The sequence below is a fragment of the Rhodoglobus sp. G.S.4 genome (assembly GCF_056619605.1).
Genome location: NZ_CM152748.1, coordinates 663,374 through 680,561, shown reverse-complemented (window position 1 = coordinate 680,561; position 17,188 = coordinate 663,374). Strand labels below are relative to the sequence as shown.

The 17,188-nt window shown below is 61.5% G+C and carries 14 protein-coding genes; 7 read left to right on the top strand and 7 right to left on the bottom strand.

The window, feature by feature from the left end; all coding sequences use genetic code 11:
• Positions 1 to 97: 97 nt before the first annotated feature.
• From AC061P_RS03330 to metG, 5 genes are all read right to left on the bottom strand, one after another.
• Complete coding sequence (locus tag AC061P_RS03330) at positions 98 to 325, bottom strand: 4-diphosphocytidyl-2C-methyl-D-erythritol kinase (RefSeq protein ID WP_480391823.1); 228 nt, start codon at positions 323 to 325, stop codon at positions 98 to 100.
• A gap of 53 nt (positions 326 to 378) precedes the next feature.
• Positions 379 to 1,212, bottom strand: a complete 834-nt coding sequence (locus AC061P_RS03325; RefSeq protein WP_449648757.1) for a serine protein kinase RIO — start codon at positions 1,210 to 1,212, stop codon at positions 379 to 381.
• A 179-nt stretch (positions 1,213 to 1,391) separates the two neighbouring features.
• The gene (gene rsmA, locus AC061P_RS03320) at positions 1,392 to 2,222 is read right to left on the bottom strand and encodes a 16S rRNA (adenine(1518)-N(6)/adenine(1519)-N(6))-dimethyltransferase RsmA (RefSeq protein WP_449648758.1); all 831 of its coding nucleotides are present in this window, start codon (positions 2,220 to 2,222) and stop codon (positions 1,392 to 1,394) included.
• Complete coding sequence (locus AC061P_RS03315) at positions 2,219 to 3,142, bottom strand: TatD family hydrolase (protein ID WP_480391822.1); 924 nt, start codon at positions 3,140 to 3,142, stop codon at positions 2,219 to 2,221. The genes rsmA and AC061P_RS03315 overlap by 4 nt, the downstream gene beginning before the upstream one ends.
• The gene (gene metG / locus AC061P_RS03310) at positions 3,139 to 4,719 is read right to left on the bottom strand and encodes a methionine--tRNA ligase (protein WP_480391821.1); all 1,581 of its coding nucleotides are present in this window, start codon (positions 4,717 to 4,719) and stop codon (positions 3,139 to 3,141) included. Before metG ends, AC061P_RS03315 begins: the two co-directional genes overlap by 4 nt.
• 212 nt (positions 4,720 to 4,931) lie before the next feature.
• On the opposite strand from metG, the gene AC061P_RS03305 reads away from it, so the two are divergent.
• From AC061P_RS03305 to AC061P_RS03295, 3 genes are read left to right on the top strand one after another with little or no spacing between them, the layout of a single operon-like run.
• Positions 4,932 to 5,720, top strand: coding sequence for a DeoR/GlpR family DNA-binding transcription regulator (locus tag AC061P_RS03305; protein WP_449648761.1), 789 nt, complete (start codon positions 4,932 to 4,934; stop codon positions 5,718 to 5,720).
• Positions 5,717 to 6,679 (top strand): 1-phosphofructokinase family hexose kinase, encoded by a 963-nt coding sequence (locus AC061P_RS03300; RefSeq protein ID WP_480391820.1) that lies wholly within the window; start codon positions 5,717 to 5,719, stop codon positions 6,677 to 6,679. Before AC061P_RS03305 ends, AC061P_RS03300 begins: the two co-directional genes overlap by 4 nt.
• 38 nt (positions 6,680 to 6,717) lie before the next feature.
• The gene (locus AC061P_RS03295) at positions 6,718 to 8,739 is read left to right on the top strand and encodes a PTS fructose transporter subunit IIABC (RefSeq protein ID WP_480391819.1); all 2,022 of its coding nucleotides are present in this window, start codon (positions 6,718 to 6,720) and stop codon (positions 8,737 to 8,739) included.
• 164 nt (positions 8,740 to 8,903) lie between these two features.
• Here AC061P_RS03295 and rsmI read toward each other — a convergent pair whose 3' ends face one another.
• Positions 8,904 to 9,719 (bottom strand): 16S rRNA (cytidine(1402)-2'-O)-methyltransferase, encoded by an 816-nt coding sequence (gene rsmI, locus AC061P_RS03290; protein ID WP_480391818.1) that lies wholly within the window; start codon positions 9,717 to 9,719, stop codon positions 8,904 to 8,906.
• 132 nt (positions 9,720 to 9,851) lie between these two features.
• Here rsmI and AC061P_RS03285 point away from each other — a divergent pair, with 132 nt between their 5' ends.
• Entirely contained in the window at positions 9,852 to 10,721 is an 870-nt protein-coding gene (locus tag AC061P_RS03285; RefSeq protein ID WP_480392154.1) for an EamA family transporter, read from the top strand.
• Between the two features lie 45 nt (positions 10,722 to 10,766).
• On the opposite strand, the gene AC061P_RS03280 is transcribed toward AC061P_RS03285, so the two are convergent.
• The gene (locus tag AC061P_RS03280) at positions 10,767 to 13,313 is read right to left on the bottom strand and encodes an MMPL family transporter (RefSeq protein ID WP_480391817.1); all 2,547 of its coding nucleotides are present in this window, start codon (positions 13,311 to 13,313) and stop codon (positions 10,767 to 10,769) included.
• Between the two features lie 139 nt (positions 13,314 to 13,452).
• On the opposite strand from AC061P_RS03280, the gene AC061P_RS03275 reads away from it, so the two are divergent.
• The 3 genes from AC061P_RS03275 (at position 13,453) to AC061P_RS03265 (ending at position 17,186) form a co-directional block, all read left to right on the top strand.
• On the top strand, positions 13,453 to 14,022 hold the full coding sequence (locus AC061P_RS03275) for a TetR/AcrR family transcriptional regulator (RefSeq protein WP_449648766.1): 570 nt from the start codon (positions 13,453 to 13,455) through the stop codon (positions 14,020 to 14,022).
• Positions 14,023 to 14,096: 74 nt separating this feature from the next.
• Complete coding sequence (locus tag AC061P_RS03270) at positions 14,097 to 15,779, top strand: dolichyl-phosphate-mannose--protein mannosyltransferase (RefSeq protein WP_449648767.1); 1,683 nt, start codon at positions 14,097 to 14,099, stop codon at positions 15,777 to 15,779.
• Positions 15,780 to 15,881: 102 nt separating this feature from the next.
• The gene (locus AC061P_RS03265; RefSeq protein WP_480391816.1) at positions 15,882 to 17,186 is read left to right on the top strand and encodes an O-acetylhomoserine aminocarboxypropyltransferase/cysteine synthase family protein; all 1,305 of its coding nucleotides are present in this window, start codon (positions 15,882 to 15,884) and stop codon (positions 17,184 to 17,186) included.
• Positions 17,187 to 17,188 lie beyond the last annotated feature (2 nt).

Genomic DNA, 17,188 nt, shown 5'->3' with positions numbered 1-17,188 from the left:
AACCAAACTTACCTTGTGTCACGGACCGTTCTGTGCGCTCAATCGCAGCCAGCTCGCTCTAGCCGGGAGAGTTGAGAATCAATTTACGGTGCGGAAACTACTCGGAAATACTCAACCCACGCGCAGTGGCATAACGCGTCGTCACTGACTCGGCCCATTCCGTGCTCACTTCACTCGCGTTGGCGTCAAACCAGTCAATGATCTGCGAGCGCTGCCATTTGCTTGCGCCAGCCATATCGAGAAAGGCGAACCATTCGTCTGGGTGCCTCCCGGTGCCGTCGAGCACATCGCGATCACTGGGAATGTTGTTCGTTTGTTCCGACATAACAACAACCTACCCCCGGGAGCTCACGCCCCACAGCACCCGGGGCAAGATTGTTAGCTTCCGAACGCTTCGGCGATTAACTCTCCCGCTAGTTCCTCAGGGTCGCAGTCGACACCGTGGCGCTGAAACCATGAACACACGTTTCGGCAATCGCGCTCAACCAACTCAATACCGCTCGGATTACTGACGATGTCCACAATCTGTGGCACATCAATGACCACAACCCGACCGTGATGCACGAGCAAGTTATACGGCGAGAGGTCACCATGCGCATACCCGGCCCGCGCAAAAATACGCATGAGTTCAACAACTTGATGCCACAGGTCAGCAAGCTCCGCAGCATCCGCCCGCACCGTGGCTAGGCGAGGTGCCGCTTCTCGACCATCGCCAATGAATTCCATCAGCAACTCAGTGTTATCAACCTGCACCGGATACGGCACCGGCGCACCACGCGAATGGAGTTCGCTCAGCGCACTGAATTCGGCAGACGCCCACAAACCTGCTGACAGCGCACGGCCATAAGCAGACTTTTTCTGCAACGCGCGACTGTCACGCGAGCGCCGAGTGCGGCGCCCTTCGGTGTACTGCGACGAACGATGGAAGTCGCTCGTCTCCGTGCCGCGGTAGCGCTTTGCCGCCAACAACACAGATTCAGCATCGGGAACAGCGCGCTCGATGAGAAACACGTCGGCCTCTTTGCCCGACTTGAGCACGCCAAGCTCCGTATCCATTGCGCCGGCGGACGTCACGAGCCAGGAAGGCCACGGGCGTGGCCCTCGAAGCGACGGAATGATCGATGGCCAGGTTGACCAACGCTGATCTTCGCCAGGAGTCGCCGACGAGAACGATAAAGCAGATTGCGAAAAAGTGTCGTCACTGAGTGACATAGGTGGTTCTCCAGAACGGAGGTCACCGCAGACCTATTAGGCAGTGACCTCAATGAGTGGGGGGTCGAAAGAAGACTCGACAGAAACAGTCATTACCTTCCCCTCCCTTCGGGCCAGTGGCCCCACTTCTGAATAACTCGCACCCTGGATTCGCGTGCAGTGCGATGACAGGATTTTAGCTAGGCCGCCCGCGCAATAGCAAGGAAATCGTGCACCGTAAGCTCCTCGCCTCGAGCCGTCGGTGCGACACCAGCCGCAATGAGACGCTCGGAGGCGGCCGTTGAGCTGCCCAGCAGACTCGAGAGCGACTGACGCAACATTTTGCGACGCTGCTGGAAGGCGGCATCCACTAGGGCGAACGTTGCTTTGCGCTCGTCAATCGTGCCGGGTTGTTCGCGACGCTCAAAGCGCACAAGCACCGAGTCGACGTTGGGCACGGGCCAGAAAACTTGACGACTCACGAGGCCTGCGGTGGAGAACTCTCCGTACCAAGCGGCCTTGATGCTCGGCGAACCGTAGACCTTGCTGCCGGGGCCGGCCGCGACACGATTGCCGACCTCCGCCTGCACCATCACGAGCCCGCGATCGAGCGAATCGAAGTGCTCTAAGAAATGCAGCAGCACGGGAACCGACACGTTGTAGGGCAGGTTCGCCACGAAAACACGGGGGTCGTCGGGCAACTCGGTGACGCGCAACGCGTCTTCGGTGATGACCGTGAGGCGCGCATCCGGCTGCATCTGACTCACCGTGAGCGGCAACTGGGCAGCAAGCCGTTTGTCGATTTCGACGGCGACAACGGATGCCCCGGTCTCAAGCAACCCGAGCGTGAGCGATCCCAGCCCTGGGCCAACCTCCACCACTGTTTCACCAGAAACGACATGCGCTGCCTTCACGATGCGGCGCACCGTATTGGGATCGATAACAAAGTTTTGGCCCAACTTCTTGGTGGGCTGAATGCCGAGCAGATCAGCGAGATCGCGGATTTCGGCTGGGCCGAGCAGTGTGCTCATCGAGTGCCTGCATTCTCTGGAAGTTCGGTATCCCACGAGCCATAAACGGCCTCGGTGGTGGCGGCGAGCTGTGCCGAAAGTTCGAGTTCGTCGATCTCCAAGTGAGCCGCCATTGCACGCACCGTGTGCGGCATCAGGTAGGGAGCATTCGGTCGACCTCGCAGCGGATGCGGCGTGAGGTAGGGCGCATCGGTCTCGACCAAAATGTGGTCGCGATCGATCACTGAAAGAGCTTCGCGCAGGTTGGCCGCGTTCTTGAACGTGACCGTGCCAGCGAACGACAAGTACCAGCCGTGATCGGCAGCAATGCGCGCCATCGCTGCATCACCCGAGAAGCAGTGGAAGACGGTGCGCTCCGGCGCCCCAACCCGCAGCAGGGTCTCAATGACGTCGTCGTGGGCGTCGCGATCGTGAATCTGCAGCGCAAGGCCGTGCCGCTTGGCGATCGCAATGTGCTCTTCGAAGGAACGGAACTGCGCGGGGCGGCCCTCGTCTTCCGTGCGAAAAAAGTCGAGACCGGTTTCGCCGACGGCGCGCACTCGAGGAAGCGCGGCGAGTTCGTCGATCGCGGCGAGCGCCGCATCCAACTCCCCTGCGGCTTCGAGCTCAGGAGCGTCGTTGGGGTGAATTGCTACCGCTGCGAGAACACGGGGGTTGGTGGCCGCGAGCTCGGCCGACCAGCGGCTCGTCGCGACATCCGTGCCGACCTGCACAACGCCGCGAACGCCCACCGAGGCTGCCCGCGCCAGGTGTTCGTGAAAGTCGAGTTGGTTATCGGGCCCGCCGTCAGCAATCTCGAGGTGAGTGTGATTGTCATAGACAACGCCCTCAAGAGGGTCGGGCAGCGGCGGATACTGCAGCTTCTCGGAGGCTTTCTCGTCGGCGCTGCGGTGACGCTGCCTGATGAACGGTTCGGTCACGCCGTGCCGCTCTCGGCATCCACTTCGATGCGGGGGAACAGCGACGATTCGAGCGCGGTCACGCGACCGCTGTTCGACCAGTTCTGGGCAGTATCGATGCGCTGCTCGCGCAGTTCGCCGAAACCACCGATCGCTTGCCACAGCTTCTCGGTTGCCTTGGGCAGCACCGGCGAAAGCAAAATGGCGAGCGTGCCCAAACCGTTCACGGTCGTGGCCAGCACAGTGCCGAGACGCTCGCGGTTGGCGGGGTCTTTCGACAGCGCCCAGGGCTCTTGCTCGGTGATGTACCCGTTGAGTTCATCCACGAGCTCCCACACCGCGGAGAGTGCTTCGTTGATCGCAAACGTATCGATGAAGGCGTTCGACTGCTCGGTCGCGCGCTTCTGGGTCGCAATAATCGCTTCGTCGGATGCCGTCAGCTCACCGAACGCCGGAATCTCGCCATCGAAGTACTTATTGACCATCGCAATGACGCGCGAAGCCAGGTTGCCGAAGCCGTTAGCCAGCTCTGATTGGTAGCGCGCGCTCAGGTCTTCCCAACTAAAGGAGCCGTCTTGACCGAAGGTGATGGCGCTCATGAAGTAGTAGCGGAACGCGTCAGAGCCGAAGGTGTCAGTGATCTGGCTGGGAGCAATACCGGTCAGTTTCGACTTGGACATTTTTTCGCCACCGACGAGCAACCAGCCGTGGCCGAAGACGGCGCGCGGCACGGGAAGTCCTGCGGCCATGAGCATGGCGGGCCAGATGACGGCGTGGAAGCGAGCAATGTCTTTTCCGACAAGCTGAACGGCAGGCCAGCGCTTGGTGAATTGTTCGTCGTCGACGCCGTAGCCGATGGCGCTGATGTAGTTGAGCAGAGCGTCGAACCAGACGTACACGACGTGGGTTTCGTCCCAGGGAACCTTGACACCCCAGTCGAAGCTGGAACGCGAGATCGAGAGGTCGTCGAGACCCTGCTTGACGAACTGCACGATTTCGTTGCGCACGCTCGCGGGCTGCACAAAGTCGGGCTGGCTTTCGTAAAGGTCGAGCAGCTTCTGGCCGAAGTCGCTCATGCGGAAGAAGTAGTTTTTCTCTTTGAGAATTTCGACGGGGCGCGAGTGGATCGCACACACGAGTTGGCCCTTGTATTCGCCGTCGGGAGCGGTGACGAGGTCGTCGAGCTGCTTGTACTCTTCGCAACCGACGCAGTAGTAACCCTCGTATTCGCCGGCGTAGATGTGGCCATCGTCGTAGAGGCGCTGCAAGAACGTGGCGACAGCCTTCTCGTGACGCTCGTCGGTCGTGCGGATGAAGTCGTCGTTGGCGATGTCGATTGTTTCGAGCAGTGGCTGCCAGGAGTCGGCAACGAGGCGGTCGGCCCACTCCTGCGGAGTCGTGTTGTTGGCCACGGCGGTGCGCAGAATTTTCTGGCCGTGCTCATCGGTTCCCGTCAGCAGCCAGGCATCTTCTCCGCGCTGACGGTGCCAGCGCGCGAGAACATCGGCGGCCACCTCCGTGTACGCGTGCCCGATGTGGGGAACGTCGTTCACATAGAAAATGGGCGTCGCAATATAGAAGGAGTCGCCAGCAGACATGCGTTCATTCTATTCGCCAGCGGCAATTCATTACGCCCGGCGGAGGCGCGGTGTCGGGCATCCACCACTTCGACCGCTTCCACTCGCGCGGACACGAGGTCAGATGTGGGATTATGTGGCTTTTTCTTTATTTCTATTGCAATCCCACAAGAACGGGCGTATTCTCACAGAAACGCATTCGGGTGCGTTAACCAATCACAGGAGATTACGGAATGTATGCAGAAGAGCGGCAGCAGCACATCGAGGGAAAACTCGCTGTCGCCGGTCGCGTTGCCGTAATCGACCTCGCTCGCACGTTTGACGTGTCAAGTGAAACCGTTCGCCGAGACCTTGATCAACTCGAGGCCAGGGGGGTGCTGCGCCGTGTTCATGGCGGCGCAGTCTCGGCGGCTCGGGTCAGCCGCATCGAAGAAAGTGTCGCTCAGCGCACCGACCGTAACTCCGATGCCAAAGAGCGAATCGCGCAGGCCGCGCTAGCCCTCATTCCCTCCAACTTCTCCGGCGCGATCAGCATCGACGGCGGAACCACCACGAGCCGGCTCGCCCAGCACTTAGTCAATTGGGTTCCCGCGACATCCGAGAGCACTCTGACCGTCATCACCCACTCCATCTCCATCGCCGCAATCGTGAGCGAAAATCCCCACATCGATGTTCAGGTCATTGGCGGTCGCCTTCGCGGAATCACCGGTGTCGCCGTCGGAGCGACGACCCTCGACCAATTGGCCAGCATCCGCCCCGATATTTCATTCTTGGGAGCAAACGGAGTGCACGCCGACTTCGGATTCAGCACGCCAGACCCCGATGAAGCTGCGGTCAAAAGCGCTCTCACTCGGGGCTCACGACGCGCCATCGCCCTCGTCGATGCGTCGAAGCTCGGCATCGAAGCTCTCATGAGTTTCGCCTCACTCTCTGACGTCGACACCATCATCACCGATCACTCCCCAGATGATGAGCTCACACTCGCCCTCGAGCACGCCGATGTAGAAACGGTGATCGCATGATTGTCACTGTCACCGCAAATCCCAGTCTCGACCGCACTATCGAGCTCGATTCCGCTCTCGACCGCGGCGAAGTTCAGCGCTCACTCTCGAGCAGCGAACAGCCAGGCGGCAAAGGCGTCAACGTCTCTCGGGCACTGATCGCGTCCGGCCTGGACACCGTTGCTGTTCTTCCTGGCGATGCCTCAGATCCGATGCTCGTCGCTTTGCGCGCTGAACACACTCCTACCGCTGGCTTGCCCATTGCCGGCCGCGTGCGTTCCAACATTTCGCTCACCGAGCCCGATGGAACGACCACCAAAATCAATGAACCTGGCCCGCAGCTCACCGCAGCCGACGACGCCGCGCTCATTGAGCTCGTTGTGTCCCATGCGCGTCGCGCCGAATGGGTTGTTTTGGCAGGGTCCCTCCCTCCCGGTTTGAGCGACGACTTCTACGTTCGGGTCGTTGAAGCGATTCGCGCCGCGACCGATGGGCCACTCCCCCGCATCGCCGTTGATTCCTCTGGCGCCCCCATGCACGCGCTCGTTAAGGCTGGCGTCGTGGTTGATCTCATCAAACCCAACGCAGAAGAACTCGCCGAACTCACCGGGCTCCCCGACACCTTCGAGAACGATACGGATGCCGCGGCCGCCGCCGCGCTCAGCCTCGTCTCGCAGGTATGCCGAGCCGTACTCGCCACTCTCGGATCTCGCGGAGCACTCCTCGTGACCGCAGATGAGACTTGGCGAGCAACAATGCCTCCCGTCGCCGCCAAGAGCACCGTTGGTGCAGGAGACGCTTCCCTCGCCGGCTACCTCTTAGCCGATCAGCGCGGCGCAACACCGGAAGGGCGACTGGCACAAGCTGTCGCTCACGGAGCCGCTGCCGCATCCCTTCCCGGCAGCACCATGCCAACCCCCGACCAGACCCATCCCGACTCTGCTGACGTTCACGTGCTCAGCAGAGCGGGCGCCAAATAAACCTCAGCACCACCACTGCTGCATACAAGGAGAAAGCAATGACGCAACTCATCACCCCCGACCTCGTGTTGTTGGATGCCGATCTCGGCACCGACCGCGCCGGGGTAATCCGAGCGCTGACGAATCTTGTCGCCGAGCAGGGTCGCGCTACCAACGCTGAGTCCCTTTTCGATGACGCGTGGGCTCGCGAACAGAAAACCGATACCGGCGTTCCTGGCGGCATTGCGATTCCTCACTGCCGCTCAGAGGCAGTCACCGATGCAACTCTCGTCATGGCGCGCCTCAAGCCTGCCGTTGATTTTGGTGCCACGGATGCTCCCGCCGACCTCATCTTCCTGATTGCCGCCCCCGCCGGCGCCGACCAAGAACATCTCACGCTGCTCTCGGCTCTCGCCCGCTCACTCGTCAACCCCGAGTTCGTCGACAGCCTGCGCGCAGCAGGCACTCGTGAAGAGATTGTGGCGCTTGTCGAGCAGGCAACGGCACCAGAGAGCGAAGCAGCACCCGCTGCCGCTGCAGGCGCCGCGAAGCATGCTGCTCCGGACTCTGGATCAGCGGCACGACCCAGCCTCGTCGCTGTCACCGCCTGCCCAACCGGAATCGCCCACACCTACATGGCCGCTGATTCCCTCGTGGCTGCCGGTGAACGCGCCGGCATCGATGTTCACGTCGAGACTCAGGGTTCGTCAGGCGCAACGCCACTTGACCCCGCCATCATTGCTGCAGCATCCGCCGTCATCTTTGCTGTTGATGTGGATGTTCGCGACAAGGGCCGTTTCGCGGGCAAAGCGCTCGTGCAGTCGCCGGTAAAGCGCGGCATTGACGCTCCTGACGAGATGATCGCCGAAGCTATGGCTGCTGCCAACGATCCCAGCGCTCCTCGTGTTGCTGCCACTGGCGGAGCAAGCGAAAGCGCTGGCTCGACCAACAACGAGCACTTCGGCCAGACCGTCAAGCGCGCACTGCTGACGGGTGTGAGCTACATGATTCCGTTTGTTGCCGGTGGCGGTCTGCTGATCGCGCTCGGCTTCTTGCTCGGCGGCTACCTCATCACTGACACGGCAAGCGACATCATCACGCAGAACAGTCTGTGGAACCTACCTGATGGCGGAGTCGCCGCCTACCTCGGTGCTGCCGCCTTCAAGATCGGTGCTGCCTCGATGGGGTTCCTCGTTCCTGCCCTTGCCGGTTACATCGCCTATGCGATTGCTGACCGTCCCGGCATCGCCCCCGGTTTCACTGCCGGTGCTGTTGCTGGCCTCATGGGTGCGGGCTTCCTCGGCGGTATCGTTGGTGGACTCCTCGCCGGTGTTGCCGCTCACTGGCTCGCTCAGCGCAAGACGGCGGCCTGGTTCCGTGGTCTCATGCCCGTAGTTGTGATCCCGCTGTTGGCGTCGATCTTCGCTTCCGGCCTGATGGTGCTGATCCTCGGCGGCCCGATCGCATCGCTCACCGTTGCACTGAACGACTTCCTTAATGGCTTGAACGGTGCATCCGCTGTCGTTCTTGGCCTCATTCTGGGCGCCATGATGGGCTTCGACCTCGGTGGCCCTGTCAACAAGGTTGCTTACTCGTTTGCCGTTGCTGGCCTCGGTGCCGGTGCGCTCGACAATCAGGGACCGTGGATGATCATGGCCGCTGTCATGGCATCGGGAATGGTTGCTCCACTCGCGATGGCTCTCGCCTCCACCGTGCTCGCTCGTCGCCTGTTCTCGCCCGTCGAGAAGGAAAACGGCAAGGCCGCGTGGCTGCTCGGCGCTTCGTTTATCTCCGAAGGCGCCATTCCGTTCGCTGCTGCTGACCCGCTGCGCGTCATCCCCGCCAGCGCGATCGGTAGTGCTGTCACCGGCGGGCTCATCATGGCGTTCGGCGTCACATCGCAGGCACCCCACGGCGGAGTGTTCGTGTTCTTCGCGATCAACCCATTCCCGATGTTCCTGGTTGCGATTGTCGCGGGAATGGTCGTCACGGCACTGATCGTGGTCGCCCTCAAGCGCTTCGTACGCAAGAGCGAGACGGTCACCACTACCGCCGCGGCTCAAGTACCGGTCGCAGCCTAACCGCACAGATCGTCACAGCCTCCACCACTAGTGGGCGCCATCGCCCGAGTTGCACCCCCTCGCAGAGTTTCTGCGAAGGGGTTGCGGCTCGGGCGATCGTCGTTTCTGCGGCGCGATTACCGTGCGGCGTCAGAGCTCTGCCGAACGCATAATGGGCGGCGTTGCTACTTTTTCTTAGCCTGCAGCGCTGCTTCATACAGTTCGCGCTTGCTCAGTCCGGTCTGCTCAGCCACCTCGGTAGCCGCCTCTTTCAGACGGGCCCCGTCGGCAACAAGCGAGAGCACATACCTGACGGCTGTCGGCAGATCAGAGGTCGCGGGGGCAGCACCCTCGACGACGAGACAGATCTCGCCCCGAGCGCCATCCTTGAATTTCGCGGCAAGTTCAGCAGCCGTGCCTCTGACGACTTCTTCGTACATTTTGGTGAGCTCGCGGCAGACGACAGCGCGACGATCATCACCGAGGGCCGTGGCCAAATCGGCGAGCGCCGCCGGCAGACGATTGGGGCTTTCGAAGAACACCATCGTGCGTTCTTCGCGAGCGAGGCTGCGGAAGTAGGCGACGCGGCCCTTGCGAGGCAGGAAGCCTTCGAAACTGAAGCGGTCGGTCGGTAGGCCAGAGACGGCGAGGGCAGTGAGGACGGCGCTCGGTCCAGGCAGAGCGGTGACGGTTACTCCGGCGGCGGCGGCCGCGGCGACGAGAGGGAATCCGGGATCGCTAATGGCGGGCATCCCGGCATCGCTCAAGACGAGAACATCAGCTTCGCGAGCAAGTTCGACAATCTCAACGGCCTTTTCTGACTCGTTGTGTTCGTGGAGCGGGATGAGCCGTGGCCGGTTGTCGATACCGAGGGCGCGCATGAGATGGATTGTTGTTCGAGTGTCTTCGCTAGCAATCACCTCAGCGTTTGTCAGTGCCTCGATGAGGCGCTGGGAGGCGTCGCCAAGGTTGCCGATGGGTGTCGCCGCAAGAATGATCACGTGCCCATTCTCCCACCCACACTCCGCCACCGTTGTGCGCCCGCCGATCGTGCGTTGAGCGCCTCAGTGAGGTCGTAGTGTTGCACTATGTCGACTCCGCCGCCCTTGAGGGGAACACCACTCGGTGCTGTCATGCTCGTGGTCTTGGGGCTCATCTTTCAAGACGTCGGTGCGTCTGTTGCCGTGTTGCTATTTCCCGAGGTCGGGCCAGCAGGAATGGTCTCGCTCAGACTCGTGTTTTCGGCCGCCATTCTGCTCGCAATTGCCCGCCCCAATCTGCGCGCGATCTCGAAGCGCGCCTGGCTGATGGCGTTGATCTTTGGAATATCGCTCGGCGGAATGAACCTCCTGTTCTACGAAGCTCTTTCGCGGGTTGATCTGGGAGCAACGGTAACGATCGAGGTGCTTGGGCCTCTCGTGCTGTCTGTGATTGTGGCGCGGCGGGCGAGTGCGTGGCTGTGGGCGCTGCTCGCTTTTGCCGGGGTCGCCCTGCTGAGCCTCGGCAGCATCGGCGCTCTCGACCCGGTCGGTGTCGCCTTCGCGCTGGCCGCCGCAGTGTCGTGGGCCGGCTATATTTTGGCCTCGCGCAAGACTGGGCAGGTTTTCGCTGGACTGGATGGTCTGGCCATCGCTATGGCAATCGGCGCGATCATCAGCCTCCCTTTCGGCATCGCGCAAGCGGGCAGCACTCTGCTCGAGCCGTCAATTCTGGTGCGGGGGCTCGCGGTGGCTGTATGTTCCTCAGCAATCCCTTATGCGCTCGAACTCATTGCCTTGCGGCGCATCTCTGCTGCCGCTTTCTCGGTGCTGATGGCGTTGGCGCCCGCTATCGCGACGGGCGCGGGATTCTTCGTGCTCGGCCAGAGCATCACTCTCGTGCAGGGTGTCGGAATCGTGCTCGTTATTGCGGCCTCGATTGGGGCGGTGAGGGCAGCATCCCGTGTGCCGGGCGCTCCGGGAGCGGGGCCGAACGCACTACTGCCCGAAGAGACCCCGCTTTAAGGCGGAACCCCTCCGGGCAGTGTGGGTGAGGTACTCTGCGCTGACTTAGTGCGCGGTGCCTGTCGGCGTCGCGGTCGCGCCGGGTGCGTCATCCGTCTCGGGCGCGTGCATGGGGTGGCTGCGCTCAAGCGCGGCACCTTCAACATCGACGCTCGGGATGATGCGGTCAAGCCACTTCGGCAACCACCACGCGGATGCACCGAGCAGGTGCATGAGCGAGGGGATCAGCAACATGCGCACAACGAAAGCGTCGAAGAGCACGCCGATTGCGAGACCGAACCCAATGGGCCGCACCATCGCGAGGTGGGAGAACACGAAGCCACCGAAGACGGCAATCATGATGATCGCTGCAGCAGTCACCACTGCCCGCCCGCTGCGGAGTCCGCTCATGACGGCGGCCTTGGCAGGAACGCCATGAACGTACGCCTCTCGCATGCCTGACACGAGGAACAACTGGTAGTCCATCGCGAGGCCAAAGAGCACACCCATGATGATGATCGGCGCAAAGTTCAGCACGGGACCAGGGTCGGTGATGCCGAAGATCGCCCCCAACCATCCCCACTGGTAGACGGCGACGATGGCACCGAAGGCCGCCAAGAGCGACAGGACGTATCCCGCGGTGGCGATGATCGGAACAAGTATCGAGCGGAACACGAGAATCAGAATTAGCAGAGATAGCCCCACAACTACCGCAAGATACAGGGGCAATACCGATGCCAGCTTCTCTGAGATATCGATATTTCCGCTGGCGGTACCCGCGACACCGAGAGCGATGTCTCCATCGATCGGTGAGCTATCGCGCAGGTTGTGCACGAGCGCTTCAGTCGAGACGCTCGAAGGGCCATCTGTGGGGATCACTTGGAAAGCGAAAAAGTCGTTCTCGTCAGAAACACCCACGGGCGCCACTGCGACCACGTCATCGAACGCCATCAACTGATCAGCGAGGTCGGCCTGAGTTTTGAGAACATCATCTTCAGAAACCGCATCCTGCAGACTCGCGGTGACCAAGAGTGCACCGTTTTGACCGGCTCCAAACTCTTCAGCGACGAGCTTGTAGGAACGATATTGGGTCGAGTCTGCGGGCTCGGAGGAACCGTCTGGCAACCCCAAGCGCATCGACATCGCGGGAATCGCAATGATGAGAAGACCGATCACCGTCAGCACGAGAGTCGCTACCGCGCGACCGGTTCGCATCGGGCGCGGTGGCTTCTGCTGCTGATACTCGTGGCCAATCTTGGCGCGTGATCGACGCGACAACACTCGCTTGCCGAGAAGAGACAGCAGCGCTGGGGTGAGGCTCACCGCGATCAGAACTGAGATCAGCACGCAGACGGCGCCGACTGTTCCCATCACTCCCAGGAACGGGATTCCACTGACGTTCAGCGCCAGCAAAGCGACGAGCACTGTAGAGCCGGCAAACAACACGGCGTTGCCGGAGGTTCCGTTGGCGAGACCGATTGATTCGTGAAGATCCATACCGGCAGCGAGTTGCCTGCGGTGGCGTTGCACGATGAAGAGCGTGTAGTCAATTCCGACCGCGAGGCCAAGCATCACTCCAAGAATCGGGGTGACGGATGTCATCTGCACAACATCGGAGAAGGCCAACGCTCCGGCGACACCAATGCCGACACCGATGACCGACGACACGATGGGGAGCACGGCGGGCAGGAATGCGCGGAAAAGGATGAGCAAGACGAGCCCGGCCAAGATCACACCGATGATTTCACCGACGCCGAGAAGGCCATCGGTGGAGTTAGCGATCGCCGAAGAGTAGTCGACCTGAACACCCGGGATATCGGCATTCTCGAGCTGCGATGCGATCGTGCTCTTGAGGTCTCCCGACACATCGAAAAGGTCGACGTCGAAGGTGACGAGGCCCAAGGCCGTCGCCCCATCATCCGAGATGGTGGTGATGTTGGCCGCCGCCTCCATGAGGCGCTCGCCATATTCAAGCTTCTGCTCGTTCTCTTCGATGGTCGCAGCGTTGTCGTCGATCGTGGCTTGCTGCTCGTCGATCTGTGCCATGCCGGCATCGATTTTGGCCTGCTGAGCCTCAAACTCCGCTACCGATGCGTCGTAGACACCGGCTGCTTTTGCCTGTTCGATGGCAGCATCGAGTTGCGCTTGACCGGCTTGAAGTTCTTGCTTCGCCGCATCCAGTTGCGTCTGACCGTCAACGATCTGCTGCTTGCCTGCCACAATCTGATCGCGGCCGTCAGAGAGTTCCTGCGCCTGTTCGGTGCGCTGAGCATCCGTCTCGAAGGGATCAATAACGCCGCTGACGTGGTCGAGCGGGGTGAGGTCGTCGAGAGTTTCGGTGATCTTCTCGCGCTGCTCGGCGGTGAACTCGTCGCCACTTTCGGAGGCGAAAACGATTGTCGCGGATGCACCGCTCACGTCTCCGATTCGATCGCTGAGCTCCGCGGAGACCCGGTCTGTCTCGGTTCCCGGAATCGACATCGATGAGGTGAGGGTGCCACCGAAGAGGGCGAAGGCACCCACGGCCAAACCCAATACGGCGAGCCAGCTCACGATGACAAGCCAGACGCGGCGGGCCGAGAATCGACCAAGGCGGTAAAGGAGTTCAGCCATGCTGAAATAGACCTCTCGTTGGGAATGTAGAACGAGCACGTCGTTGGGCCAGTGACCATGGTATTCGCAGAATTACCGCTTTTCCAACAGTTGTCGGAAAACTCACGGCTTCGCGCCCACAATCTGTCAGAATCAAGGGATGGATGCTCGAGTCGAACGAACCCGGCGAAGCCTGCAAGAGGCACTCTTCGCCCTCACTCAAGAGCGCCCTCTTGATGAAGTGACGGTCGGCGATATCGCCGAACGTGCCGGCGTAAACCGCAGCAGTTTCTACCAGCACTACCCCGATAAAGAGACATTGCTTGCCTTCGCTATCGAAGCAGCAGCGGATGAAGCGGGCGTGCAACTGGCCGACCTCGATCCCGAAAGCGACGAACCCCCGCCCGCCCTCACCAACTACCTCTCTCACATCGACTCGAACTCAGAGGTCTATTCGAGCGCGCTCGGGCCGCGCGGCTCGGCGCTCGTTGCCTCACGAATGCGAACTCGACTGAAAATGATTGTGCGCGAGGGAATCCTGAGCCACAGCGCGGAGCACCGAGACGACCTCGCCTTGGAGATTGAAAGCGCAAGCATCACCGGCGCAACGTTTGGCATCATCGAAGCCTGGCTCGCGATGGATCCCCGCCCGCCCGCCGAAACCGCCGTCGCGTGGATCTGGCAGTCATTCGGCACACCCAGCGGGCGCTGGACGGCGCCGCACGAGTGATCCGCGAGGGCATACAGTCCTCACTCGGGCTGCGCTCGGCAGCAGCACGGCACAACGCTCAGTAACATTGCGGGGTGAGCCAGAGAATCCCGCGCGACTTCGACGAACTGCTGTCGAGTGCCCCCGACAACTCTGCTGACAGCGATGGCACCCCGTCGTCGCCCCTCCCGAACTCACCGTCGAACACCGCTCGCTACCACGATGAAGGTTCCCGCCTCGATGACTGGTGGGCGGCGAGAAATCCCCTGCTCCAGCGCTGGCTCGGGTGGGCTGGGCCGGCGATAGTGCTGGTAATCGCCGCGTTCACTCGATTGGTGGGCCTCGGGCATCCGTCGTCGCTGGTTTTTGATGAGACCTTCTATGTGAAGGATTCGTGGACTCTTGTGAACCTCGGCTACGAGGCGCAGTGGCCTGCCGAAGCCGATGCCTTGTTCAATGGCGGCAAAGTCAACATCTTCTTGAACGACCCGTCGTTTGTCGTGCATCCGCCGCTCGGCAAATGGTTGATCGGGTTGGGCATGCTGCCGGGCGGAGGCGAAGACCCTTTCGGGTGGCGCATCGCAACCGCCATCGTGGGCATTCTTGCGGTCATTGTGCTCATGCTGATCGCCAAAAAACTGTTCGGTTCCACACTGCTCGCGACCCTCGCTGGACTGTTGATGGCGATCGACGGCAACGCGATTGTGATGAGCCGCGTCGCGCTACTCGACAACTCTGTGATGATCTTCGCGCTGCTCGGGGTGGGCGCAATGCTGCTCGATCGCGAGCACTCTGCAACCCGGCTGGCGCTGTGGATCAGCCGTCGCGGTGCACGTGGAGCAGCAACAGAATGGGGCCCCGCCCTGTGGTGGCGACCGTGGCTCATGCTTGCCGCCGTAGCCTTCGGTCTCGCTGCCGCCGTCAAGTGGAACGGCCTCTACTTCTTGGCCGCTTTCGCTGTCTACAGTCTGGTGGTGGATGCTCTGGCTCGCCGCCGCGCTGGCATCAGCTTCTGGGGCTCCGGCACCCTCTTCAAGCAGGCTCCGGTGAGTTTCTTGTTAACCGTTCCGGTTGCTCTGCTCGTGTATCTCGCATCGTGGACCGGCTGGTTCCTCAGCGACAATGGCTACGACCGTTCGTGGGCCGAAACCGACGGAAACGCGTGGACGGGCATTTTCAGCTGGGTGCCCCTCGACCTCCAAAGCCTCTGGCATTTTCAGTCGAGCGTGTACAGCTATCACGTCGGCGAGAGCCGACCCCACCCCTATCAAGCGAACCCGTTGACGTGGTTGCTGCTCATCCGCCCGACGAGCATGTTTTACGAAAGCATTGCGCGCGGCGATGATGGCTGTCTCGCAGATGCCTGCGGCGCCTCGATCTCCGGAATCGCCAACCCCATCATCTGGTGGGCGGCAACCGCGGCCGTCCTCTACCTTGTGTACCGACTGGTTTGCTACCGCCAGTGGCAGACCGGCTTCATTCTGATGGGTGTCGCCGCGGGCTACCTGCCGTGGTTGCTCTATCTGAACCGCACCGTTTTTCAGTTCTACACAATCGTGTTCGAGCCGTACCTGATTTTGGCGCTCGTGGCCGCACTGGGGGTGATCCTCGGCAGACCCGATGACGACCGCTATCGACGCACAAGCGGCCTCGGTGTTGTTGCCGTGTTTGTGGTTGTCGCCATCGCGGTCAGTGTCTTCTTCTGGCCGCTGTGGACGGGCCAGACCATCGACTATGACCTGCTGCGGCTGCGCTGGTGGTTGCCGACCTGGGTGTAGTCGAGCGCGGGTTCGGCCTTCCGAGGTCGAAGCCGAGTCGTTTCGTGGCGTTCTGTTACGCCGAAAGTCCGCTGACGGCATCCGGTTAGGTAGCCTGTGGCTATGGCTGATGAGGGTGGTTCCGACCGCAACTATGGTTTTCGCACGCGCGCAATTCACGCGGGAAATATCCCCGATGCGACAACGGGCTCTCGTGCTCTGCCGATCTACCAGACGAGCGCGTATGTCTTTGATGACACCGCGGATGCCGCCGCCCGCTTTGCTCTGCAGAAGTACGGCAACATCTATTCTCGGCTTGCTAACCCGACGGTCGCGAGTTTTGAGGAACGAGTTGCGTCTCTGGAGGGCGGACTCGGCGCTGTTGCGACCGGCAGCGGGCTGAGCGCGCAGTTCATCACCTTCGCGTCGCTGGCGGGTGCTGGCGATCACATCGTCGCGAGCGCCAATTTGTATGGCGGCTCGATTACTCAGTTGGATGTCACGCTGCGCCGTTTCGGCGTCGACACCACGTTCGTGCGCTCCTCTGACCCTGCCGACTATGCGGCGGCCATTACGGACAAGACGAAGCTAATCTTTGCGGAAACTATCGCCAACCCCTCGGGCGAGATCGCCGATATCGAGGGCTTGGCCGAGGTTGCTCACGCCCACAATCTGCCCCTCATCATCGACTCGACGGTGGCGACTCCGTATCTGAACCGGCCGATCGAGTGGGGCGCGGATGTTGTCACCCACTCGGCGACGAAGTTTCTCGGCGGCGCAGGCACAACTCTCGGCGGTGTTGTTGTGGAGAGTGGCCGTTTCGATTGGGCAACCGACCGTTTCCCGCTCTTCGATGAGACCGTGCCGAGCTACGGCGGCCTCAACTGGAGCGGAAACTTCGGTGAGTACGCCTTCCTCACGCGGCTGCGGGCTGAGCAACTGCGTGACATCGGACCGGCCCTGTCGCCGCACTCGGCGTGGTTGCTCGCGACCGGCGTTGAGACTCTTCCCTTCCGGATGCAAGCCCACGTCGACAATGCACGCATCGTCGCGGAGTGGCTCGAGGCCGACTCGCGTATCGAGAAGGTGTACTGGGCTGGACTTCCGGGGCATCCACACTTCGAACGGGCCCAGAAGTATTTGCCCAAGGGTGCCGGTTCGGTCTTCTCCTTTGAGGTGAAGGGTGGCCGCGCTGTCGGCCAGACGTTCATCGAGAGCGTCGAGCTGGCCAGCCATCTCGCCAACATTGGTGACGCGAAGACGCTCGTGATTCATCCCGCTTCGACAACGCACGCGCAGCTCACCGAGCAGCAGCTGGTCGATGCCGGCGTACTGCCCGGTGTGGTTCGCATCAGTGTGGGAATCGAAGACCCAGAAGACATCATCGCTGACATCGACCAGGCGCTGACCGCAGCGACGAAGGGCTAAGG